This window comes from Dyella sp. ASV21 (assembly GCF_016428975.1).
GTDB lineage: Bacteria > Pseudomonadota > Gammaproteobacteria > Xanthomonadales > Rhodanobacteraceae > Dyella.
Genome location: NZ_JAELTT010000010.1, coordinates 74190 through 96313 on the forward strand (window position 1 = coordinate 74190; position 22124 = coordinate 96313).

A 22124-nucleotide genomic window follows, 5' to 3' on the forward strand; every position below is an offset into this window, starting at 1 on the left:
CCCTCCCATGGGATGGCGCAGCGTACTGACGGGCTTCGGGCTGATCTCCTCCGCGTTGCTGGCGCAAACCGCCGCGCCGCCCACGGGCCTGCTCAGCGATGTGTCCTTCCAGGCATACACGCCGCTGTCGAGCAGCGCCCAATTGATGCGCCGGCTGCTGTCGCCGCTCAACGCCCAACGCTTGCAGCAACGCGTGGCAGACAGCGGCGCCGCGCTCCGCGAACAGCCGATCGACCTGGCCCGGGAACACTTCGCCCTGTACGTGCCCGCGCAGATGCCGGCCAATGGCTATGCCTTGCTGGTGTTCGTGCCGCCATGGAACGAAGCCCGCGTGCCGGGCAACTGGCAGGCCGAGCTGGACGCGCACGGCGTGATCCTGGTGACGGCGGCCAACGCTGGCAATGATGCCGATGTGCTGGACCGGCGCGAGCCGCTGGCCTTGCTGGCGGCGTTCAACGTGATGGCGCGCTATCGCGTCGATGCACAACGGGTATATGTGGGTGGGTTTTCCGGCGGCGCGCGCGTGGCGCAGCGCGTGGCGCTGGGCTATCCGGATCTGTTTCATGGCGCCCTGCTCGACGCCGGCAGCGATGCCATCGGCGAACAGCTGCCGCCACCACCGCGCGACCTGCTGTATCGCTTCCAGCAGGACACACGCCTGGTTTACCTCACCGGTGACGAAGACGCCGCGCGGCTGGAGGCCGATCGGCGGAGCCGGTTGTCGCTGAAAGCCTGGTGCGTGAGCCGCGTGGCGGTGCTGACACTTCATCGCACCAGCCACGCCTTGGCCGATGCGTCTGCCTTGAGCCAGGCGCTGGGCGCGCTGGAGCACCAGCCGCCCGCCGATCCGCAGGCGTTGGAGGCCTGCCGCAGCGCGCTGGCGGCGCGCGTCGATGCGCAACTGGATCAAGTGCAATCACTGATTCGCGCCGGGACGTTGGCGCCCGCGCGCGATCAGCTGGTACGGATCGATGCCCGCTACGGTGGGCTCGCCGCGCCACGCAGTGTTGCGCTGGCGCAGGCGCTATCGACGCCACCGTGATGCGACGGCTGGCGCCGCATCACGCGAAGACCGCGAGGAACTCAGACCTCGTCGTCCTCTTCTTCTTCCTCGTCCTCTTCCTCTTCTTCGTCTTCCTCGAACTCGGCCAGCTCTTCCACGCGCAGGAAGTTGGCGACCGCATCGGCGAAAGCGATCTTGTTGCCGTCAGCACGCATCGGGCGCACGGCGCGACCGCCGTCGACCAGGGCGAAGCAGACCAGCGCCTCGGCGGTTTCTTCGCCGGCTTCGTCGTACACGGCGACCCAGCCCGTGGCGGGCATGATCTGGAGAATGGTTTCTTGGCTCGACATGGCAACTCCGCTTGGGTACACAAAACCCAGTAGCGTGCCTATCGATGATGACCGCCGCAAGTAGCGGCATGCATGACCGTGCCGTGGCGCACCGCGCCCAGTCGAATCCGGGCGCGGTCACCAAGGCAACGGACGCGTGTGCGCTACGGCTTGCCTGGCGTCGATGGCGCCGCCATGGGCAGGTAGAGCGCGCTGGGATGCGCGGTATCGTGGTACAGCGTCACGGTGACCGTACGCGCATCCTTGCCCGATTCTTCCGCCACGACGCCGCCGCTGTTGTAGTTCTTCTCGAAGTACTTGGTATTGAGCGGGCCAATGGCCAGTCGCAGGCGACTGCCGTGACCGATGCGGCGGGCGAGAAAGCTGAACTGATCCAGGTCGTAGCGCTCGATGGCGCCGGGCTTCACCAGCACCGCCTCACGCAGGCCCAGGCGATAGCGCGTGCGCAGCAAGGCGCTGCCGATGCGGATGCTGCTGCCGTCCGGCTTGATCTCGTACAGAAAGGCCGCCAGGTCGGTGTCCGGCTGATTCAACGACAGCCATAGGCTGAGCTTGGGGAAGCCGGCCAGCTCGGTGTCCTGTTCGAACGGCGCGGAGTGATACACCAGCAATTGGCCCGAGGCGCCCAGCAAACCGCTCTGGTCGGTAAGGCTGGTAGCACCCTCCTCATCGCCATCCCACGCCGTGAAATGCGTATCCAGCGGATCGTAGACATAGCTATCGGGTTTGACCGCGCCGCCCGGCGCGTCCGTGGCAAGCTGGCCCGAGGCATACACGCTGTTGCTGCGGCCATTCGCGGACGCGAGGTACATCGGTTTCACGCTCGCCGTAATGGCCTCCAGCGCGGGGGCGTAGCGCCAATCCTCCGCGCCTTTGCCAAGCATGTAGTAGGTGACTTTGTTCTTGAGGAACGTGGGCGGTTTGCCACCCTTGAGCGTCCAGTCGTACCAATCCTTGTGCAAGGCATTCATGTCCACCAGGCTCGCCGCGCCAAAGCTCACGCCTTCATACGTTTCGGTGGGCGTGCGCGTGCCTGCGTGATCCCACGGACCGATAAGCAGGTAGTGCCGATTTCGCGCCGCCGCGCTCGCCCGATGCATGTGTTCGCGATAGAAGGACATCGCGCCCGGCTGGTCGTCATCGTACTGACCGGTGATGGTGAGAATGGGCAGGTCGAGCTTGGCGAACTGTTCGGGCGTAGGGCTGTAGCTGTCCCAATAGGCGCCCTGCTCGGGATGGGCCAGCCATTCCTGGAAGATCGGCGACGGATTGCCCACCACCGCATCCAACTCTTTGAAAGGACGGTGCGCATCGCTGAGGCGGGCAAACTGTCTCGACCAGAATGTGGCATCGCCGAAGATGGCGTCCTGGGCGGTCTTACCGCTGGTCAGCGTGAGCCACTGCATGTCATAGGCGTAGTAGATGTTGCTGGTGAATGGAAAATCCACGCCCGGTCGCGGCGAGGCCACCGGCACGATGGTGGCCAGGTGCGCCGGAAATTCCTTGGCGGTGGCCCACTGGTCGTAGCCGGCATAGGAGCCGCCCCACATGGTGACCTTGCCGTTGCAGTAGGGCTGCTTGGCCAGCCATTCGACAATGTCGTAGCCGTCCCGCGCTTCTTGCAGCAGCGGAGCGAACGCGCCCTCCGAGTTGCCGCGACCACGCACGTCGATGGTGAGGAATACGTAATCGTGAGAGGCAAAGTACATGCCGCGCTCGTGGTACTTCTGCGCGATGTAGGGCGTCAGCGTGAAAATGCACGGCAGCGGCGCCTGTTGCCCGGGTGGGCGATACAGCGTGGCGTTGAGCTTGACGCCGTCGCGCAGGGGAATTTTCACGCCCCACTGGAAATCGACCGACACGGTAGCCGGTTGGTTCGCGCCATCCGCCAGCACGGGGGCGGCGGCGAGCAAGGCCGAAGCAAGCAACAGGGAACGCAAGGGCATGGGCTTTCCTTGGCAAAGGGGGATGGATGCCGACGGGATGCGTGCATCACCATGCAGCCTGTATCGCCGCAGCTTCCGCTGGCGTCCGAACCGGCCGGATCGGACGTCAGGCGGCCGGTTCACCGCCCGGCACGAGCAAGGCACGGCGGTACCCGCTGGGCGTCTGGCCGGTGATGCGCTTGAACACGGCGTTGAAGGTGGACTTGCTGCCAAAGCCGCAGGCCAGCGCAACCTCCAGAATGGTGCGACGTTCGGCGGGGTCGGCCAGATAGCGCTCGGCCGCCGCCACGCGGTAGCCATTCACGAACTCGAAAAAGTTCTGGCCCCGCCCCTGGTTGAGCGCCTGGGAAACGTAATTGGGCGACCAGCCGCTGCGCCGGCTGAGCGCGGCCAGGTCGAACTGGCTGTCCACATACAAGTGCTCGCCGGCCATCAGGCGATCCAGCTCGGCAGCCATCGCCATGCATTGGTTCGCATCCAGCGCCGAATGGGCGTAGGCCGGCATGCCCACGGATACCTCGGACGGTGGCGCCGCCACCGCCGGCTCGCCCGGCACCAACACACGCTGGTGCGCACCAGACCAGGCCAGGGCGAACAAGGCGGCCATGGTCATGCTGTCCAACAACGTGCCCAGCCACGGCCACGCCGGCTCGCCCGTCACATTGGCCCAGCGCCCCACCGCCGTAACGATCCAGCTCACCGCCAGCAGCGCCGCCAGGCCGCGCAACCAGCCCAGCGTCAAGGCGGCCTCATCGGCCTGGCTCTGTTCCAGCAAAGGCCGTGCGCGATAAATGCGTTGCACCAGTAGCGCGAGATAGACCAGCCCCACCACGACCCAGCCGTGATAGCTGATGAGAAAGGCGAACGCGCCCGCTCGCGTGTCATCCAGCGCGAACAACGCATTGGCCAACGAAAACGTCAGCACCATGCCGTACAGATACAGGTGCGCGCGCATGCGCCGCGGGCGGACGCGCTGCGGTGGCGAGGTTACCGCGAGCACATAGCCATACAGCAGCACACCATACAGATACGCCAGCGGCACATTCACGGCGTGCAGCCAGCGCACGGCGCCGGCGGATAGCTGCGGGCGCCAGCCATTCATCACCAATCCAACCAGGCTGTCGATCGCCACGCAAACAAAGTAGCCCGCCAGGAAACGCGATGCGCGATGCCGGCTAGCCACGGGCACCAGTAACGCGGCAAGGGCGCCCAGCCCCAACATTGCGGCAGAGAAGGCAACATCCAGCACGGTTTCCGTCGTCACGCGGCTACCTCCCGACATGGATGCCCGGAGTGTGGCCGAACGCCCCGCAGACGGCTACAGCTTGAGGTAGAGCCGACGCCGGTCCATCGCATAGACGATCAGCCACCACACCAGCACGAAGGCCAGCGCGAACGCGAGCGAGGCCAGGTACGGCCCGGCCAGCGGGGTGATCCAGCCGGCGAACGCGTGCTGGTACAGCGGCTCCTGCACCCCCAGGCCGGACAGCAATATCTGCATCAACTCCGACCCCGCATAGGCCGCCACGGCGTTCACGCCGAAGCGCCGCCCCACGGCGGGCCAGCCGCGCCGGTCGATCAGTACATGAAACACGTAGAGCGCCAGCATTGCCCAGCCGGCCGTCCACAGCACGAACGACGAGGTCCACAGATGCTTGTTGAGCGGGAGCCACAGCGACCACAGGTAACCCAACAGCAGCGAGACCACGCCCGCGAGCAGCAGCGCGCGCATGCGCTCCTGCCGCAACCATTGGCCGGCGCGCAGCCCAAGCAGGCTGGTGGCCAGGGATGGCAGGCAACCCAGCAGGCCTTCCGGATCGTGGCCCAACCCGCTCAACGGATCGATCTCATACACGAAGCGCCGGAACAGGGCGAAATCCGTACGACTGACGATGTTGACGAACGGCTCCAGCGTACCGCCGCTACACAGCAGCCCCCAGTAGCCCAGCAACAGCGCGGCGATGGCGCCCCACTGCATGCGTGCCGGTACATAGATGGCGAACATCGCGGCGCCGGCGAAACATACGCCAATGCGTTGCAACACGCCCGGAAAGCGCAGATGCGCGCCGGGCATGATCAACCAGGCACATACGTTGATAGCCACGCCCAGCAGCAGGATGCGCAACGCGCGCTTGAGGGCGGCACGCGCGAGCGCGCCACGCCCGGCACCCTGCTCCACGCGCGGGCCGATCGCCAGCGCAATGGAGACACCCACCACGAACAGGAAAAAAGGAAACACCAGATCGGTCGGCGTGCAGCCATCCCAGGCGGCATGCTCCAACGGCCCGTACACGTGCTGCCAATCGCCCGGATCATTGACCAGCAACATCAAGGCGACGGTGCAGCCGCGCAGGGCATCCACCGACGCCAACCGACGCATGAAGCCATTCACGGCGAGGTCTGCACCGCCGGCAGCAAGGTCGCCGCGCCGATACCGTAGATGGGTCCGGTGATCGGCGAGGTGAACACCAGACATAGATCGTGCACGCCCTTCTGCCGCGTCAATGCGCCTTCCAAGGTGAAGGTGTTGGAGCCACCCGCCGGCAACGGCAAGGTCGCCAGCGTCTTGCCTTTGCAGCTATCCATGCGTATCACCAGTTCGCCGTTGGGCGTGGTGGCAGGGTGCGACACCACTAACTTGGCGTCATGCGCCAGCTGGTAGTTGCGCGGCAAGCGCGCGGTATCCACGCGGATCGCACCGATGCCATCCAGGCGCGCCTTGCCATACATGCGGCAGTTATCGAACACGTTGATGGCGTAGGAAGGAGCCATGCTGGTGGCATCGGGCGTGGGTTGCACGCGCAGGTAGAAGTCGCTGCCGGCGCAGTTCGACAACTCACCGGTGGTGCGCGTGCGCAGCGCGTTGGCATCCAGCACGCGCTCACGCGCCGCGGCCAAGGCCGTGCCGGCCTCATCCAACGCGATCGCCTTGACGGTGGTCGGCAGGGTGACCGCAAACGGCTTGACGTACAGCGGCGAGCTGGCGCCCGGTTCGCTCCCATCGGTGCTGTAGTGCAGCTGGCCGTGCTTCGCCTGGTTGAACAACGTCACGCTGGCATGACCGCTGGCCAGCGCCGCATTGCGGTCCACGTCGATAGAGACCGCGAACGCGCTGTCGGCATAGCCGATATCCTGCGTGCGGTAGCGCGCCAACTGGGCTGGCAAGCGCTGCAGGAAATCCGGCCACTGCCGCCGCGCCACCGGCGTCCACGCCGCTTCCGCCAAGGCGTCCATGCGCGGGAACACCGCGTGTTCGATATGACGCAGGGTGGGCATGTGCTCGGTCCACATATTGGCCTGCACACCCAGCACATGCTTGGCTTGCGTCGCGTCCAGTGCCTTGGGCACCGGCTCGAAGCGGTAGATGCTCTCCAGCGACATTGGCGGCAGGCGACCGGTGGTTTCGTCGGCCCGGTCGCTCTGCATCTGATCCAGGTAGAGCTGCGGCGCGGGCGACAGCACCACATCATGGTCGAGCCTGGCGGCCTTGATCGCGCCTTCGGTACCGCGCCATGACATCACCGTGGCACTGGCCGGCAAGCCGCCTTCCAGGATTTCGTCCCAACCGATCAGGCGGCGACCATGCGCGTTGAGGTACTGGCCCATCTGGCCGATGAACCAACTCTGCAACGCATCCTCGTTCTTGATGCCGAGCGCATGCATGCGGGCCTGCACGGCGGCCGAGGCCTGCCACTGGTCCTTCACCGCTTCGTCGCCGCCCACGTGGATGTAGGTCGAAGGAAACAGCGTCATTACTTCGTCGAGCACGTTGTGCAGGAACTGCACCGTGGCATCGTCCACGTTGTAGAGATACGGGTTGACGCCCCAGTCCACCGATACCGGCGGACGCTGGCCGGTTACGCCCAGTTCCGGATAGGAGGCCACGGCAGCCTGCGCGTGGCCGGGCATGTCGATCTCCGGCACCACGGTGATGTGTCGCTCGGCGGCATAGGCCACCATGGCGCGGATCTCGTCCTGCGTGTAGAAGCCACCGTAGCGCGCGGGCTCGCCGTTCTTTCCGGCATCCGGCGGCGTGCGCCATGCGCCGATGCGCGTGAGTTCGGGATAACGCTTGATCTCGATGCGCCAGCCCTGGTCGTCGGTGAGGTGCCAATGCAGCACGTTGAGCTTGTGCTGGGCCATCTGGTCGATCAGCGTGCGCACTTCGTCGGTGGTCTGGAAATGGCGCACCGAATCCAGCATGAAGCCGCGCCAGGCAAAACGCGGTTCATCGCGAATATGCGCGGCGGGTATCCGTGCATCGCCCTGGCCCGGCGTCGCGGTCAGCAGCTGCCAGGCGGTGACGGCACCGTAGAACAGACCCGCCTCGCCTTTGGCGACCACGTGGATGCCCTGGGCATCGACGTCGAGGGCATAGCCTTCCTCGCCCTGCACGGGCGCCTGCGGATCGCGCTTGAGCACGATGGCCGGGCCGCGCACCGGTGCGGTACTCACCTGCAATGGCAACTGGCGCGTCTTCGCGGTCAGTGACGCGAGGTAATCGGCCGCGTGGCGAGCGTCGGCATCGCCGGCATCGACCACGATCGGTGTTTGCGCTGTGACGGTGAATCCCTCGCCAGCCACGCTCACCTGTGCGGGCAGCGGAATCACGTTGACGGTGGTGGCGGCATGGGCAACGGCAGCGACCCCGCCAAGGGCCAGGCACAGCACGTAACGGTGAATGCTCATCGAAAGTCTCGCGTCATCGGCTTCCCTGCGGAAGATAAGCGAAAAGGCATGACGAGCCAGGCGGTTTGACTCGCCACAAGAAAAATCGGACCGGGCAATACCGCCAGGTCCGTTGGGGAGGAAGCCCGCGGGCTCCAATAAAGAGTAGACACCGATACAACCGATCACGCGGTTCGCGCACCGTTCTGCGTGCGCGAACATCGTGAGTGACACTCGCCAGGCAAGCGGGAGAACGGGAGCACGCCCACCGCCCGGATTCCACCCGTGTGCCAGGGCCAAACCGGCCCTGGCACGCGGTTTACGCACTTAGAACTTGAAGTTGGCCTTCAGCATGTACTGGCGGCCGGTCACGTACTCGTTCGACATCTGCGTCTTGCTGCCCAGGTACGCGTAGTACTTGGAGTTCAGCAGGTTCAGCATGTTGAGGCTGAGCGAGAAGTTCTTGTTGATCTCGTAGCCCAGGGTCGCGTCCAGTTCCTTGAAGCCGTCGATGTAGGTCGACGGTGCACCGGCCACATAGCCACCGGCGAGGTAGCTGGAGCGGTAGGTATAGGCGAGGCTCGCGCTGTACGGACCTTCTTCGTAGTACGGGGAGACCGTGTACGAGTTCTTGGAGTTGTACGGCAGGGCGCCGCCGGTCTTGGTGGACGCGTCGGAGTAGGTGTAGTTGGCACGCAGACCGAAGCCGTAGCCATAAGCCTGCTGGTAGCTGATGGTGCCGCCCTTGACCTTGGCGCGACCGCCATCGACCGGCGCCGTCACGTCATAAGCGCACAGACCCGCGGTCGTACACTGGCCGGAGGCCACGAGGGCTGCCGCGTTGTTGGCGAAGTCAGGCAGGGCCCAGGAGCCGTTGATGCGCTCCTGCACGGAGGCGGCGTTGACGATGTAGTTCAGCACGTTCTTGTAGAAGAACGACACCGCGACCATCGATTCCGGGTTGAAGTACCACTCGGCCGAGCCATCCCAGTTCACCGAACGATACGGCTTGATGTTCGGGTTACCCGCGGCAGCGGTGAGCACCGTGTCGTTGGCGGCGAAGTACGGCGCCATCTGGTTGTACGGTGCGTACGAGATGGTTTCCGAGCCCGCACCACGCAGGATGATGTCCGGCGTAACGTTGTAGGCGATGTTGAACGACGGCAGCCAGTTGTTGTGCGAGCTGTTCTGCGTGATGTAGCCAAAGCCGGCCGGGAACACGCACCCCCAGGTATCGGCCGAAGCGCATTCCTGCGGAATCACGTAGCCGCTGCTGGTGTTCTCGGTGTGCACGTAGCGCACGCCGATGTTGCCGTGCAGGTTGTCGTTGCCGAAGTTGGCCTGCAGGTAAGCGGCGGTGTTCTTCTGCTGCACGGCGAAGGTGTTATCCCAATAGGAATTGGGATCCTGCGCCACGCCAAAGCCCGGCGAGCTCTCGATGGCATTGAAGATTGCGTTGGCGCCGGCGGTCTGCACGTGCTGGATGGCCGTCTGGCTCAGGCCCAGGCTGCGTGCGCCGTCGAGGCTGGTGAGGCCGCCGTAGCCGATCTGGTCGAGCGTGAGCGCCTGCGGGCCGGTGAACACGTTGAGCGTCTGGCTTTCCCAATGCGAGGCGTAGCGCGCACCCACGGCCACCGAGTTCAGGAAGCCGTCGAAGTCCTTGGTGAAGTCGAGCTGGCCGTAGACATCCCTGGCCTTGTACAGCTCCTTGCCAAGGTTGCCGCCCCAGCCGTTGTCGGCCCAGTAGGTCGGGTCGTTGGCGGTGGTCGGGTCGGTGTACTGCGGGCCCTTGTTGATCGACCAGTCGAAGCCGCCGCCGTAGAAGATTTCCTTCACGCCGGCTTCCATCGGGTTGCGCGACACGCTCACGCCAGCCTGGCCATTGAGGCGCCAGCCATCACCCTTGTACTCGCCGCTCAGGTCCACACCCTTGGTGGTGATCTCCGAGCGACGGGCATTGTTGTCGGCGAAGGTCTGCGCGGTGCTGGTGCAGTTGAGGTTGTTCTGGCACGGCGTGCCGGCCTGGCTACCCGCGACGATGATGCCGTTGGGGCCTTCGGTCAGCGAGGTGATGCCGGCCGGGCTGTGCAGCTGCCACGGGTACATCGACTGGTTGAGGTTGTCGAGGTTGTCCTTGGCGTACATCAAGCCAAGGTTGAAGTTCAGGTTGTCGATCGGCTTCCACTGGATGTTCGAGGTAACGCTGTCGCGCTTCTCGGTCTGCTGGAAGTTGGACACGCTGATCTGGTTGGGGATCTGGTCGGTCAGCTTGATCTTGCCGGCAGCCACCAGCGCGGCGGCCACGGGGCTGGCGGAGACGATGCCCGACACCGGCGTATAGCCGTAGTTTTCCAGGCCCTGGCGGTTCTGGAACTGCTCGTAATGCTGGGCCGACACGTCGACGCCGAAGGTCTTGTCGTCGTTATGCCAGCTATAGAACACCGACGCGGACGGACGGCTGTTGCTGACCATGTCGTTGTAGTTCACGCCCACCGAACCGGTCAGCGTATTGGACGGCACGTCCAGCGGCTTGATGGTGTGCATGATGATGGTGCCGCCGAGCGCACCTTCCGGCAGACGGGCTTCCGGGCTCTTGTAGATCTCGAGGCGGCCGACCACTTCCGGCGCCAGCAGCGAGTAGTTGAAGCCACGGTTCGGCGCGTCGTCGTACAGCCACACGGCCTGGGCCACCGGGTGACCGTCGAGCAGGGTCAGGTTGAGGCTGGGGTCCATGCCGTTGATGCTGACGCGCTGGGTCGCACCGAGCTGGCGATCGAGCGTGACGCCCGGCATCTGGGCGAGCGCCTCGGCCACGTTGCTGGCCGGGAACTTGCCGATGTCTTCCGAGGTGATCGCATCGACGATGGCGTCGGCGTTGCGCTTGGTGTCCATCGACGCCTGCAGGCTGGCGCGAATACCGGTGACGGTCACCGTCTCGAGCTGCTTGGCCTTCGACTGGTCAGCCTGGTCGCTGGACTGGGTCGTGTTGGACTGCTGGCTGGCGTCCTGGGCGTAGAGCGCGCTGGACAGGCACAGGCTGGCGATGATGCTAGCTGCAAGAATCGTTTTGCGGTGTGACATGGTTTCCTCCCCTCGAAGGTATTTCTGCAGCGGATGTGTGTGGGCTGTCCTGCTGCGGCTTGGCGATCTGGGCTTGCGCCCGGTTCAGTGCAACGGTGGTTACTGCGGTACTTCGATTTCTCCAGGCTTCGCATGCCGGCCATCCAGGTACAGGCCGGCTGCGCCAATCACGCCGTGTTGGCCGTGCTCCATCAGTCGTACGGGAACCTGCTGCAGAAAGGCGCGCATCACGCCCTTGTTGAAGAAGCGCTGACGGAAGCTGCTGGTGAGCAGCACGTCGCGGATCTGCGGCAGGATGCCGCCGGCAAGGAAAACGCCGCCCCGCGCGCCGTACAGCAACACCAGGTCGCCGACGAAGCTGCCGAGCAAGCCGCAGAACACCTCCAGCGCCTCCACGGCGGCGGCATCGCTGCGCGCCAGTGCGGCCTGGGTGACCTGGCTGGGTTCGGTGAGTACGGACGCCTGCTGATTGAGCGCGCAAACGGCAGTGTAGAGATTCAACAGGCCGGGGCCGGACAGCGCATGCTCGAACGATACGTAGGCGCGATCGCGCGCGAGATGACGGAGTATCTCGATCTCACGCTCGTTGCCCGGCGCCAGCGCGATCTGGCCCGCTTCGGTGGCGAGCACCGTCGCGTGCGGGTGGCCTGGCAGCAGCACCGCCGAACCCAGGCCGGTGCCCGGGCCCATGACCAGTACCGGACCCACCGCCTGCGGCGCACTGCTCTCGATCACCGGTGTGGTGTCGGCGTGGCCGAGGAACTGCGTGGCATAGGCCACCGCTTCGAAATCGTTGACCACCGCCAGCTGCTCGATGCCGAGACTGTCGCGGATATCGCGGATCGACACCGGCCAGGGCAGGTTGTCGTTGATGATGGCATCGCCCAGCACATAGCCGGCACTGGCCACGGCGCAACGATCCACCTGCACCGCGCGACCGAGATGGCCGACAAAATCCTTCAGCACCGCGGTAAGGCTGGGCCATTCGGCGCAGGCATAGCGATGGTATTCCAGCACCGTGACTGGCCGCGGGCCGTCTGGCTGCGGGCTCACCAGGCCGATGCGCGCATGTGTTCCCCCGACGTCCGCCGCGAGAAACATGCTGGCTGGCGACAACGCGCGCACGCCGTGGCTGATGGCTTCCCCCACTGCTATCCCCTCGTCATCCCGATGTCACGAAGCTGTCAAGTCAGCGTCGAATTTGGCCGGAGTCTGGTAATGACTGACAACGTTGTCAATAAGAGAAATGGCACGGGGGGTGGCGATTGATGCGGCGGGACAGCATGAGTCGCAGATACCTGCGTAGACCAGTAAATACAAAGCATTGATTTACGGATATTTAACTGCAAATCACGAGGGTAAAACAGGAGCGCTGAAACGTGCCGCAACGCGCCAAAAGAGGCGGTCATGAAGAGTCATTCAACACCCCCGCCATAAGTCATGGATGAGCCGTGAAGGGCGGACAATTGACAACGTTGCTATTAGCGTCGATAAAAGATCAATTCGGGGGAGTCGGGCCGCTGCGGCCTGTCAGTCATCAGCCATTCGCGGGGAGTTTTCACCTACATGTCTGCCACTACGCTTTCCGCCAGCGGGGCGCGCTCATCCAGCGTGGTACCCATGCTGATCATCGGTGTGCTGTTCTTTATCTTCGGCTTCGTGACTTGGCTCAACGGTCCGCTGATTACCTTCGTCAAGCTCGCTTTCAACGTGGATGACGTATCGGCGTTTCTGGTGCCGTTGGTGTTCTACTTTTCGTACTTCTTCCTGGCCATTCCGTCGTCGAGCGTGTTGCGCCGCACGGGCATGAAGAAGGGCATGGGGCTGGGCCTGTTCGTGATGGCGATTGGCGCGGTGTTGTTTGGCCAGTTCGTCAGCATGCGCATCTTCTACCCGGCGCTGCTCGGCCTGTTCGTGATCGGCGCGGGTCTCGCGCTGCTGCAGACCGCATCCAACCCGTATATAAGCATTCTTGGCCCCATCGACAGCGCCGCGCAGCGCATTGCCTTCATGGGCATCTGCAACAAGGTGGCCGGTGCACTCGCCCCGGTGTTGTTCGGCGCGCTGGTGCTCAGCGGCATCGACAACTTCGACCAGCAGGTCAAGGCCGCACCCACGCCGGAAGCGCGCGAGGCATTGCTCAATGCGTTCGCCGCCAAGATCCACATGCCCTACATGATCATGGCCGGCCTGCTTGTACTGCTGGCGATCTGGGTAGTGCGTTCGCCGCTGCCGGAGATCAAACCTTCCGGCGCGAACGCCGAGTCCGATATCGGTCATGCCAAGGGTGGCATCTTCAGCTTCCCGCACCTGTGGCTGGGCGTGCTGTGCCTGTTTCTCTATGTGGGGGTGGAAGTGATGGCAGGTGATGCCATCGGCACCTATGGACAAGGCTTCGGCCTGCCGCTGGAAGAAACCAAGCACTTCACCTCGTATACGCTGGTGGCGATGCTAGGCGGCTACCTGGCTGGCCTGGTGTTGATTCCGCGCTTTATCTCGCAGCAGAGCTACCTGGCGGTGTCCGCGGTGCTGGGCGTGCTGTTTACGCTGGGCGCCTACTTCACCCAGGGCCATATCTCGGTGGGCTTCGTCGCCGCGCTGGGCTTTGCCAACGCGATGATGTGGCCGGCGATCTTCCCGCTGGCCATCCACGGCCTCGGTCGCCTCACCGAGCGCGGCTCGGCCCTGCTGATCATGGCCATCGTGGGTGGCGCCCTGGTGCCGCAACTGTTCGTGCACCTGAAACAGCACTTCAACTTCCAGCTGGTATTCATGCTGCTGATGGTGCCCTGCTACCTGTACATCCTCTACTACGGCATGAGGGGCCATCGCGTGGGTCAACACGCGACCTGAGCCACCTCGCACGCGCGGCGCGGCTTCATGGCGCGCCGCGCTGGGCTACGATGCCCATCTTCGTTCTGCCGGAGTTCCTACGTTGCGCAACCCCACCATCAAGGACGTCGCCAAGCGGTCGGGCGTTTCGCTCAAGACCGTATCGCGCGTGATCAACCGCGAGGCGTCGGTGCGCCAGGACACGCGCGAAAAGGTCGAGCGCGCCATCGAGGCGCTGGGGTACCAACCCAACCCATCGGCACGCGGCCTGCGCAGCGCACATGCCTATGCCATCGGCCTGGTCTACGACAACCCGAACGCGCACTACGTCATCAGCATGCAGGATGGCGTGCTGTCGGCCTGCCGGGAGCGCGGCTTCGGCCTGCTGATTCACCCTTGCGACTCCACCTCGCCGACGCTGGCCGAAGAGCTGTGCGCCCTGGTGGAACGCAACCGGCTCGCCGGCCTGGTGCTGGCGCCGCCGATGTCCGAACAAGCCGAGCTGATCGCCACGCTGACCGCGAACGACATCAGCTTCGTGCGCATCATTTCCTCGCGCGAAGATCCGCACGACGGCGCGCCCTGCGTGTACATCGACGATCGCAGCGCCGCGTATGCCATCACTGAACACCTGATCCAGATGGGCCACAAGCGCATCGGTTTCCTATGGGGCGAACCGCATCATCGTTCCAGCCCCGAGCGCTACCAGGGCTATGCCGACGCCCTGAAGGACTACGGCCTGCCGTTGGACAAGAAGCTCGTACTGCCTGGCCGCTATGCGTTCGACGACGGCTTCCGCGGCGCGCGCAAACTGCTCGCACTGAAAGATCCGCCCACGGCGATCTTCGGCAGCAACGACGAAATCGCCGCCGGTGTACTGGCTGCGGCCCGTTCCAGCGGAATGGACGTGCCATGGAATCTTTCCATCGCCGGCTTCGAGGACAGCCCGTTCTCCAAGCAGGCGTGGCCGGCGCTCACCACCGCGCGCCAGTCCACCAGCGACATCGGTCGCCATGCCGCGCTGCAGTTGATGGCCGAACTGCAGCGCAAGGCCGGCGGCACCGCCGAAGCGCCGCACAGCGAATGTTTCGTACCCGAACTGGTCGTGCGCGGCTCCACCGCGCCACCGCAAACCCCCGCGCCCCGCAAGGGGTGAGGTCCATACCTCACCCCGCGTGGCGCGACCACGCTTGCCATTGAGATAGACGATGAAAGAAGCCAGCTCCACCCTGATGTTCCGCGAGGCTCATGAAACGGCCGCCGTGGTCGAGCGCCAGCTGCGCGAGAATGCGCCCATCCTGGCTGCTCTCGGCGAACGACTGCGAGCCAAGCCGCCGCGCTTCATCGTCACCTGTGCCCGCGGCAGTTCCGATCACGCCGCCGCATATGCCAAGTATGTGTTCGAGACACGCCTGGGGCTGATCACCGCTTCGGCATCGCCGTCCATCTCCTCCATCTACGATGCCGACCTGCACCTGGATGGCGCCCTGTTCGTCGCCATCTCCCAGTCGGGCAAAAGCCCGGACCTGCTGCGCAGCGCGCAAGCCGCCAAGACCGCCGGCGCGCATGTGCTGGCGCTGGTGAACGTGGAAGATTCCCCGCTGGCGCAGATGGCCGACACCTTCGTGCCCCTGCGTGCCGGCCCGGAGCTCAGCGTGGCCGCCACCAAGAGCTATCTCGCCACGCTCGCGGCGATCCTGCAGCTCACCGCGCACTGGAGCAACGACAAGGTGCTGCACGATGTGGTGCAGCGCCTGCCCGACGATCTGCGGCGCGGCTGGGACAGCGACTGGAGCGCACTCACCGAGGGCCTGCGCGATGCGCGCAACCTGTTCGTGGTGGGTCGCGGCTACGGCTTTGGCGCATCGCTGGAAGCGGCGCTCAAACTCAAGGAAACCTGCGGCCTGCACGCCGAGGCGTTCAGCGCGGCGGAAGTGAAGCACGGCCCGATGGCCCTGGTGGGCGAAGGCTTTCCGGTGCTGTTCCTGGCCCAGGACGATGGCACGCTGGACAATACGCTTACCGTGGCGCGCGAGTTCCGCGCCCGTGGCGCACGCGTATTCATCGCCGCGCCGGGCAGTACGGAGCCCGATACCCTGGCGCTGCCCAAGGACATCGCGCCCATCGTGACGCCGCTGCTGGCCGTGCAGAGCTTCTACCGCGCCGCCAGCGCGCTGGCCCTGGCACGCGGCTACGATCCGGACGTACCGCCGCATCTGCGCAAGGTCACGGAGACCATGTAATGAACGCGCCACTCACTGCACTCGTCAATGCCCGCGTGATGGGCGAGCACGGCCCGCAAGACGGGCTAGCGGTGCTCACGCGCGGCGCGCGCATCGAAGCCATCGTGCGCGCCGATGACAGCCGCATCGCCAACGCGCAGCGACACGATGTCGGTGGCCGCCTGCTGCTGCCCGGCTTTATCGATGTACAGGTCAACGGTGGTGGCGGCATGCTGTTCAACGCCGAGCCCACGGTGGAGGCGCTCGCCACCATCAGCGCCGCGCATCGGCAGTTCGGCACCACCGGTTTCCTGCCCACGCTGATTACCGATACCGCGGAAGTCATGCACAAGGCGCTGGACGCCGTCGATGCCGCCATCGAACAAGGCGTGCCGGGTGTGCTCGGCATCCACCTGGAAGGCCCCTTCCTCGCCACCGCGCGCAAGGGCATCCACGATGCCACGCTGTTCCGCCTGCCCGATGCCGACGACATCGCCGCCATCACGCGGCGCCGTCGCGGCGTGGTGATGATTACGCTGGCGGTAGAAGAAGTGCCGCTGGATACCATTCGCCAGCTCAGCGAAGCCGGCGTCCTGGTCGTGGCCGGCCACACCGCCGCCACCTATGACGCCACGCGCGCCGCGCTCGACGCCGGCGTGTGCGGCTTCACTCACCTGTACAACGCGATGACGCCGCTGGGCAGTCGCGAGCCCGGTGTGGTCGGCGCCGCGCTGGACGATCCGCATAGCTGGTGCGGCCTGATCGTGGACGGCCATCACGTACACCCGGCTGCGCTGCGCGTGGCCATCGCCGCCAAGGCTCGCGGCAAGAGCGTGCTGGTGACCGACGCGATGCCACCGGTGGGCGCGGCCAATCCGGAATATGTGCTCAATGGCCAGACCATCGTCGCCCGCGACGGCATCTGCCAGAGCGATGCCGGCGTGCTGGCCGGCTCGGCCCTCGATATGGCCACCGGCGTGCGCAACCTGGTGCAGATGGTGGGCCTGACGCTGGCCGAAGCGTCCCGTATGGCCAGTGCCTACCCCGCCGCATGGCTGGGCCTGGATCGCCAGCTCGGCCGACTGGTGGCCGGCCAGCGCGCCGACTTCGCCGTGCTCGACGATACCCTGCACGTGCATGAAACCTGGATCGGCGGCGTGCGTTACGCCGCGAGCTGACGGCAGGCAGGCGGCAAGCGCGCCTGGCCGGTATTGGCCAAGCGCCACATGCAAGGAAGACCGCAGACGCGGGCAACGCGCGCTGGATGCTTTACGCGTGTTGCCCCGTTGCCGCCGCGCGGCGATTTACTGGTACACGTGCAGCCGGTCGAAGATCCACGCGTGATACGACTTCACCAGCTCCGGCTGCGCACAGTCCGTGTACAGGCCATTGCAGCGCGTGCGTAGCGCGATGGCCGCCGAGAAGTACGGATCGGTCGGCAGGTCCGCCGCCTGCAGCACCATGCTCGGCAGCAGCGCGATGTCGAGCATCGGGTAGCGCGGCAGTGGCGCACCCTGGAAGTTGCTCTTGATCATGTAATAGGTGAGGTAGTCCTTGTACGGGGACAGCCCCTCCGGCCAGGTACGCGGCATTTCGCGGATGAGGCCACTGAACGACGGCTGGTGATCGCCGAAATGCACGATCACGGTGGGTTGTTCGCGATCGAGGAAATCGTGTTCCAGCCCGCGCATCGCGAGGTCGGAATTGCGCAGGTTCGACAGGTACGTGTTGAAGTTCTGCGCTTGGTGCGCGTTGACGCCCTTGAGCACGCCCTTGTTGAACGGTGCCGGCAACGACGACTGCGGGTCGGTGTCGTGCGGGCCGTGCTGGGCCAGGGTGAGGATCATCACGAACACCGGCTGGCCGGGCTTCTTCACCTTGTCGTAGACGCGCTTGGCCGCGTCGAACATCTGCTTGTCGGTTTCCTCCCACTCTTCCAGCCCCAACTGGCCGGCGTCGTAGAACTGGTCGAAACCGTAGGCCTTATAAGCGTTGCGACCATTGAGGAAGCTGCCGTTGGTGGGATAGATCGCCACCGTGAGATAACCCAGGCGCTGCAACTGGCGCGGCAGGCTGTCCTGCACGTGCGGTGCCAGCACGTAAGGCGCATACATGCCACCCGGGCCAAAGATGTCCTGCGGCATGCCGGTGAGCGTGGCGAACTCACTCACCCACGTGCCCCCGCCGAAGGTGTGCACGCGCATCGGACCGGTGGCGCGGGTGCGCGCGTCGGGCCTGAACATGCCCACGCGGCACTCGGGCACATTGCACTGGGTGAAATTGGCCGGATTGAAGGTGCTTTCTTCCAGCACCTGCACGATGTCCGGGTATGTCTCCGGCGAACGCGGCGCGGCGGCCGGCTCGCCGGCGGCGGTGGCGCCCCACTCCTGCTCGGCCATCGCGCCATCGCTCATGGCGGGCATGCGAATGTCCGAATCGCTGAAGTTGACGAAGAAGTTGGTGATCTGCGCGTCGTCGGAGAGCTTCTCCCACACGTTCTTGGCGTGCACCTCGGCGAACGGGCCATCCGGAAGCAGGCATACCCAGAACGCCACGGCCCACAGCATCACGCCGCCGCTGCGCAGCATCCAGGCACGACGACGGCTCACATGCACGAGCATGCGTCGATCCCAGCGCCACACGGCCCATAGCAGCAGCGGCGTCACCACGCCGATCAGCAGGCACAGGCCCCACAAGTGCGGGTAATGGCCCAGCGTTTCGAGCAGGCTGCTGCGCGCGTAGTAGATGAAATCCGCCGGCATCAGCGGCGAATCGAGGTAGCGCAGCTTGAGCACGGACAGGAAATTCAGGCCCAGGAACAGGCCTCCGGTCACCACCAGGGCGGTGGCCGGACGGGCAAAGGCGAAAAGCAGCACGCCAAAGGCGCACACCATCAGAGCGATCACGAACGCCTGTTGCAGCAGTTCGGGCTCACGCAGTGCGGTCATGCTGACGCAGAACAGGAAGAATCCCGCCACGCACAGCCATGGACCACTCTTCCGCAAGAATGAAAGCGGTTGTCGCGGCATAGTAGGAAAAGGCCCCCTGTTTGGCCTCAATGTCATTCGAAGGTAATTCTACGGTCTTGTCGTCGTCACAAGCACAATGGCCGGCAACGGACAAACGGCGACCCCAAGCGGTTCAGCCGCGGTTTCGCTGGGATTGAGACATCGCTATCTGCTAGCGTGCCTGCCCCACCCCGCTCACCACGGATTGCTCGCCCATGCTGCTTCGCCTGCGCCCCCTCGCCTTCGTCGCCACGGCCCTGCTGGCCGGATGCGCCCACCAGGCTTCCCGCCCGGTCGCCCTGCCCGACGGCAGCCGCGCCCAGGTAGCCATCCTGGAAACCACCGATGTGCACGCCAACGTGCTCAGCTACGACTACTACAAGCAGCGCGAGGACAGCTCGGTAGGCTACGAACGCACCGCCACGCTGATCCGCCAGGCGCGCGGGCAGTTCCAAAACAACTTCCTGTTCGATAGCGGCGACACCATCCAGGGCAGCGTACTGGCCGACTACCAGGCCCAGGTCAAGCCGATCGGCTGCGCCGAGGAGCTGGGCATTTACCGCGCCATGGACGCCATGGGCTACGACGGCGGCACCGCCGGCAACCACGAGTTCAACTACGGGCTGGGTTTCCTCTCCCAGGTCACCGGCACGCCCATGAACGTGGACGGCGGCCGCGGCGATCGTTGCGCCGGGCCGCACTTCCCCCTGGTGTTGGCCAATGTGTACAGCGCCCGCGATGGCGCGCCGATTTTCCATCCGTGGACAGTGGTGCAGAAGGAGATCACCGTAACCGCGCCGGACGGCAGCACCCGCAAGGTGCCGCTCAAGGTCGGCATCATCGGTTTCACCCCGCCGCCGATCCTGGAATGGGACAAGCAGAACCTCGCCGGCAAGGTCACCGTGAGCGGCGTGGTGGAAGCGGCGCAGAAGTACCTGCCCGAACTGGAGGCCCAGCACCCCGACCTGATCGTGGCCGTGTTGCACGGCGGCCTCAGCACCGCACCCTATACCTCGGACATGGAGAACGGCGGCTGGCACCTGGCCGGCGTGCCCGGCATCGACGTGCTGCTGCTCGGTCATTCGCATACCGAGTTCCCCGGGCCGCACTACAAGGGCCTCGCGGAGGTGGATGCCGAGCGCGGCTTCGTGCGCGGCAAGCCGGCGGTGATGGGCGGCTTCTTCGGCAAGGACCTGGGCGTGATCGACCTGGCGCTGGCGCGCAAGGACGGCCGCTGGGTGATCGATGCCAGCCAGACGCATAGCGAAGTGCGGCCCATCTGCCCCAAGAAGAACGAATGCGTGGCCGCTGACCCGGGTATCGCCCCGCTGGTGGCGCAAGCGCACGAAGCGGCCATGGCCTATGTGAATACCCCGGTCGGCCAGACCCGCGTGCACATGAGCAGCTACTTCGCCGACGAGGGCAACATGACCGCGCTGGCGCCGATCAACGCGGCCATGCGCGACTACGTGAAGACGGAGCTGGCCAAGTCCCGCCCGGACCTGGCCCAGCTACCCGTGCTCTCCGCCGCCGCCGCCTTCCGCACTGGCTTTGGCGGCCCGGACGACTACACCGACGTGGCGCCCGGCCCGCTCACCCTGCGCAGCGCGGCCGACCTGTACTTCTACCCCAACACCCTCGCCGCCGTGCAGGTGGATGGTGCCGGCCTCAAGGCGTGGCTGGAGAAGTCAGCCGAGCGTTTCAACCGCATCGACCCCAGCAAGGAGGGCGAGCAGGCGCTTATCAATGACCGCTACCCGGGTTTCAACTTTGATCAGCTGCAGGGCGAGCTGAGCTACGAGATCGATGTATCCAAGCCGGAAGGCGAACGCATCCGCAAGCTGAGCTATCGCGGCAAGGCGGTGACGCCGCAACAGCAGTTCATCGTGGCCACCAACAACTACCGTGCCAGCGGCGGCGGCAACTTCCCCGGCCTGGACGGCAAGAACATCGTGCTGTCTGCGCCGGACGGCGCCCGCGAGATCCTCGCCCGCTGGCTGCAGCGCCAGCAGACCATCGAAGCCAAGGACTTGCCCCGCACTTCCTGGCACTTCGCTCCGCTGAAGACCCGTGGCGAAGTGGTGTTCAAGGGTGCCGCCGGCAAGGCCGAGGTGGCCCAGGAAGCTGGCCTGAAGAACATCCGCCAGCTCAAGGACCACGGCGACGGCACCGCAACCTACGCCATCGATCTGTCGCACTGAGCACCCGGGGCACGGCGGCCTGCAAGTAGGCGTGCCCCGTACGACCGCGTGATCCGTGCCGGCTTGCCGGCACGGATGGACGTCCAAAGTTTCATCTGTACCTGTTGACTGCGGTACAGCCATCGCCCTATGGTCGGAACCATGTCGCCGTCCATCCTGCCAGCACGCATGCTTTCCAACCCGGCTCTGACCGGGCGCATGCCGCTGTGCGTCGGCGTCACCTTCATCGCCACCACCACCACGACCACTATTACCACCGGGTCGGGGTGGGTGTCCGTGCGCGAATAAGTTTCCCAACGCAAACGGCCCCGCCCTCGATGAGGCGGGCCGGAGCACACCCCGAATCCCGCTAGCGAGCACGGGCCCCGAATGGAGGCCACCGTGAACCTTGCTGCATGCTCTTCGCTCGAACAGCCCTCGCTGCCACCCCACGCCATGGCGCTGCCCAGGCGCGCCGCGCGCACCCGCGTGCTCGCGGTGGGCCTGATCGGCCCCGGTCGCGTCGGCAGCGCCCTGCTCGATCAACTGCGCGCCGCACAACCCCGCCTGGCCCACGCCGGACTGGAGCTGAAACTATGCGGCGTGGCCGCCAGTCGACGCATGTGGCTGGATGCGGACGACCCCGAACTCAATGGCCGCCATGACAGTGCGCAGACCTGGCGCCCCGGCAATCTGGACGAATTCGCGGCCCATGTACGCGGTAACGACGGCCGCCACGCGTTGCTGATCGATTGCAGCGCAAACGAAGCGGTCGCCTCGCGCTACGCCGAATGGCTGGCGGCCGGCATGCACGTGGTGACACCCAACAAACTC

At 65.4% G+C, this 22124-nt stretch carries 15 protein-coding genes and 1 pseudogene; 8 read left to right on the forward strand and 8 right to left on the reverse strand.

Annotated elements, in window-relative coordinates; genetic code table 11:
- Positions 1-7 precede the first annotated feature (7 nt).
- The gene (locus tag JHD67_RS05630) at positions 8-1042 is read left to right on the forward strand and encodes a PHB depolymerase family esterase (protein ID WP_199098172.1); all 1035 of its coding nucleotides are present in this window, start codon (positions 8-10) and stop codon (positions 1040-1042) included.
- A 41-nt stretch (positions 1043-1083) separates the two neighbouring features.
- Here the strand turns inward: JHD67_RS05630 and JHD67_RS05635 are convergent, their stop codons facing one another.
- The 7 genes from JHD67_RS05635 to glk all read right to left on the reverse strand — a co-directional run bounded on the left by JHD67_RS05635 (position 1084) and on the right by glk (position 12197).
- Complete coding sequence (locus tag JHD67_RS05635; protein ID WP_199098174.1) at positions 1084-1353, reverse strand: hypothetical protein; 270 nt, start codon at positions 1351-1353, stop codon at positions 1084-1086.
- 143 nt (positions 1354-1496) lie between these two features.
- On the reverse strand, positions 1497-3299 hold the full coding sequence (locus tag JHD67_RS05640; RefSeq protein ID WP_199098176.1) for a CocE/NonD family hydrolase: 1803 nt from the start codon (positions 3297-3299) through the stop codon (positions 1497-1499).
- Positions 3300-3405: 106 nt separating this feature from the next.
- Positions 3406-4563 (reverse strand): AraC family transcriptional regulator, encoded by a 1158-nt coding sequence (locus JHD67_RS22855; protein ID WP_199098178.1) that lies wholly within the window; start codon positions 4561-4563, stop codon positions 3406-3408.
- Positions 4564-4617: 54 nt separating this feature from the next.
- Positions 4618-5679 (reverse strand): heparan-alpha-glucosaminide N-acetyltransferase domain-containing protein, encoded by a 1062-nt coding sequence (locus tag JHD67_RS05650; protein WP_199098180.1) that lies wholly within the window; start codon positions 5677-5679, stop codon positions 4618-4620.
- A gap of 8 nt (positions 5680-5687) precedes the next feature.
- Positions 5688-7988 carry a family 20 glycosylhydrolase gene (locus tag JHD67_RS05655; RefSeq protein WP_199098182.1) on the reverse strand — a complete coding sequence of 767 codons (2301 nt, stop codon included), beginning with the start codon at positions 7986-7988 and terminating at the stop codon, positions 5688-5690.
- Positions 7989-8294: 306 nt separating this feature from the next.
- Complete coding sequence (locus tag JHD67_RS05660; RefSeq protein ID WP_199098184.1) at positions 8295-11048, reverse strand: TonB-dependent receptor; 2754 nt, start codon at positions 11046-11048, stop codon at positions 8295-8297.
- 99 nt (positions 11049-11147) lie between these two features.
- Positions 11148-12197 carry a glucokinase gene (gene glk, locus JHD67_RS05665; protein WP_343214311.1) on the reverse strand — a complete coding sequence of 350 codons (1050 nt, stop codon included), beginning with the start codon at positions 12195-12197 and terminating at the stop codon, positions 11148-11150.
- 417 nt (positions 12198-12614) lie between these two features.
- Between glk and JHD67_RS05670 the strand changes: the two genes are divergently transcribed.
- The 4 genes from JHD67_RS05670 (at position 12615) to nagA (ending at position 17280) form a co-directional block, all read left to right on the forward strand.
- Positions 12615-13901, forward strand: coding sequence for a sugar MFS transporter (locus JHD67_RS05670; RefSeq protein ID WP_199098186.1), 1287 nt, complete (start codon positions 12615-12617; stop codon positions 13899-13901).
- 82 nt (positions 13902-13983) lie between these two features.
- On the forward strand, positions 13984-15036 hold the full coding sequence (locus tag JHD67_RS05675) for a LacI family DNA-binding transcriptional regulator (RefSeq protein WP_199098188.1): 1053 nt from the start codon (positions 13984-13986) through the stop codon (positions 15034-15036).
- A gap of 52 nt (positions 15037-15088) precedes the next feature.
- On the forward strand, positions 15089-16123 hold the full coding sequence (locus JHD67_RS05680; protein WP_199098190.1) for an SIS domain-containing protein: 1035 nt from the start codon (positions 15089-15091) through the stop codon (positions 16121-16123).
- Positions 16123-17280, forward strand: coding sequence for an N-acetylglucosamine-6-phosphate deacetylase (nagA, locus tag JHD67_RS05685; protein WP_199098193.1), 1158 nt, complete (start codon positions 16123-16125; stop codon positions 17278-17280). The genes JHD67_RS05680 and nagA overlap by 1 nt, the downstream gene beginning before the upstream one ends.
- A gap of 126 nt (positions 17281-17406) precedes the next feature.
- Here the strand turns inward: nagA and JHD67_RS05690 are convergent, their stop codons facing one another.
- Positions 17407-19080 carry a sulfatase-like hydrolase/transferase gene (locus JHD67_RS05690; RefSeq protein WP_343214312.1) on the reverse strand — a complete coding sequence of 558 codons (1674 nt, stop codon included), beginning with the start codon at positions 19078-19080 and terminating at the stop codon, positions 17407-17409.
- A 245-nt stretch (positions 19081-19325) separates the two neighbouring features.
- Here JHD67_RS05690 and JHD67_RS05695 point away from each other — a divergent pair, with 245 nt between their 5' ends.
- The 3 genes and pseudogenes from JHD67_RS05695 to JHD67_RS05705 form a co-directional block, all read left to right on the forward strand.
- Positions 19326-21311 carry a bifunctional 2',3'-cyclic-nucleotide 2'-phosphodiesterase/3'-nucleotidase gene (locus tag JHD67_RS05695; RefSeq protein ID WP_199098197.1) on the forward strand — a complete coding sequence of 662 codons (1986 nt, stop codon included), beginning with the start codon at positions 19326-19328 and terminating at the stop codon, positions 21309-21311.
- 141 nt (positions 21312-21452) lie between these two features.
- Positions 21453-21599 (forward strand): hypothetical protein, encoded by a 147-nt coding sequence (locus JHD67_RS05700; RefSeq protein WP_199098199.1) that lies wholly within the window; start codon positions 21453-21455, stop codon positions 21597-21599.
- Between the two features lie 147 nt (positions 21600-21746).
- A pseudogene (locus JHD67_RS05705) lies at positions 21747-22124 on the forward strand (homoserine dehydrogenase); the annotation flags it as partial.

What these genes read in the sequence shown, in the direction of transcription:
- nagA (WP_199098193.1), top strand. Translation starts at nt 16,123, where the DNA reads ATGAACGCGCCACTCACTGCACTCGTCAATGCCCGCGTGATGGGCGAG.
- JHD67_RS05640 (WP_199098176.1), bottom strand. Translation starts at nt 3,299, where the DNA reads ATGCCCTTGCGTTCCCTGTTGCTTGCTTCGGCCTTGCTCGCCGCCGCC.
- JHD67_RS05660 (WP_199098184.1), bottom strand. Translation starts at nt 11,048, where the DNA reads ATGTCACACCGCAAAACGATTCTTGCAGCTAGCATCATCGCCAGCCTG.
- JHD67_RS05700 (WP_199098199.1), top strand. Translation starts at nt 21,453, where the DNA reads ATGTCGCCGTCCATCCTGCCAGCACGCATGCTTTCCAACCCGGCTCTG.
- JHD67_RS05635 (WP_199098174.1), bottom strand. Translation starts at nt 1,353, where the DNA reads ATGTCGAGCCAAGAAACCATTCTCCAGATCATGCCCGCCACGGGCTGG.
- JHD67_RS05695 (WP_199098197.1), top strand. Translation starts at nt 19,326, where the DNA reads ATGCTGCTTCGCCTGCGCCCCCTCGCCTTCGTCGCCACGGCCCTGCTG.
- JHD67_RS05680 (WP_199098190.1), top strand. Translation starts at nt 15,089, where the DNA reads ATGAAAGAAGCCAGCTCCACCCTGATGTTCCGCGAGGCTCATGAAACG.
- JHD67_RS05630 (WP_199098172.1), top strand. Translation starts at nt 8, where the DNA reads ATGGGATGGCGCAGCGTACTGACGGGCTTCGGGCTGATCTCCTCCGCG.
- JHD67_RS05650 (WP_199098180.1), bottom strand. Translation starts at nt 5,679, where the DNA reads ATGCGTCGGTTGGCGTCGGTGGATGCCCTGCGCGGCTGCACCGTCGCC.
- JHD67_RS05655 (WP_199098182.1), bottom strand. Translation starts at nt 7,988, where the DNA reads ATGAGCATTCACCGTTACGTGCTGTGCCTGGCCCTTGGCGGGGTCGCT.
- JHD67_RS05670 (WP_199098186.1), top strand. Translation starts at nt 12,615, where the DNA reads ATGTCTGCCACTACGCTTTCCGCCAGCGGGGCGCGCTCATCCAGCGTG.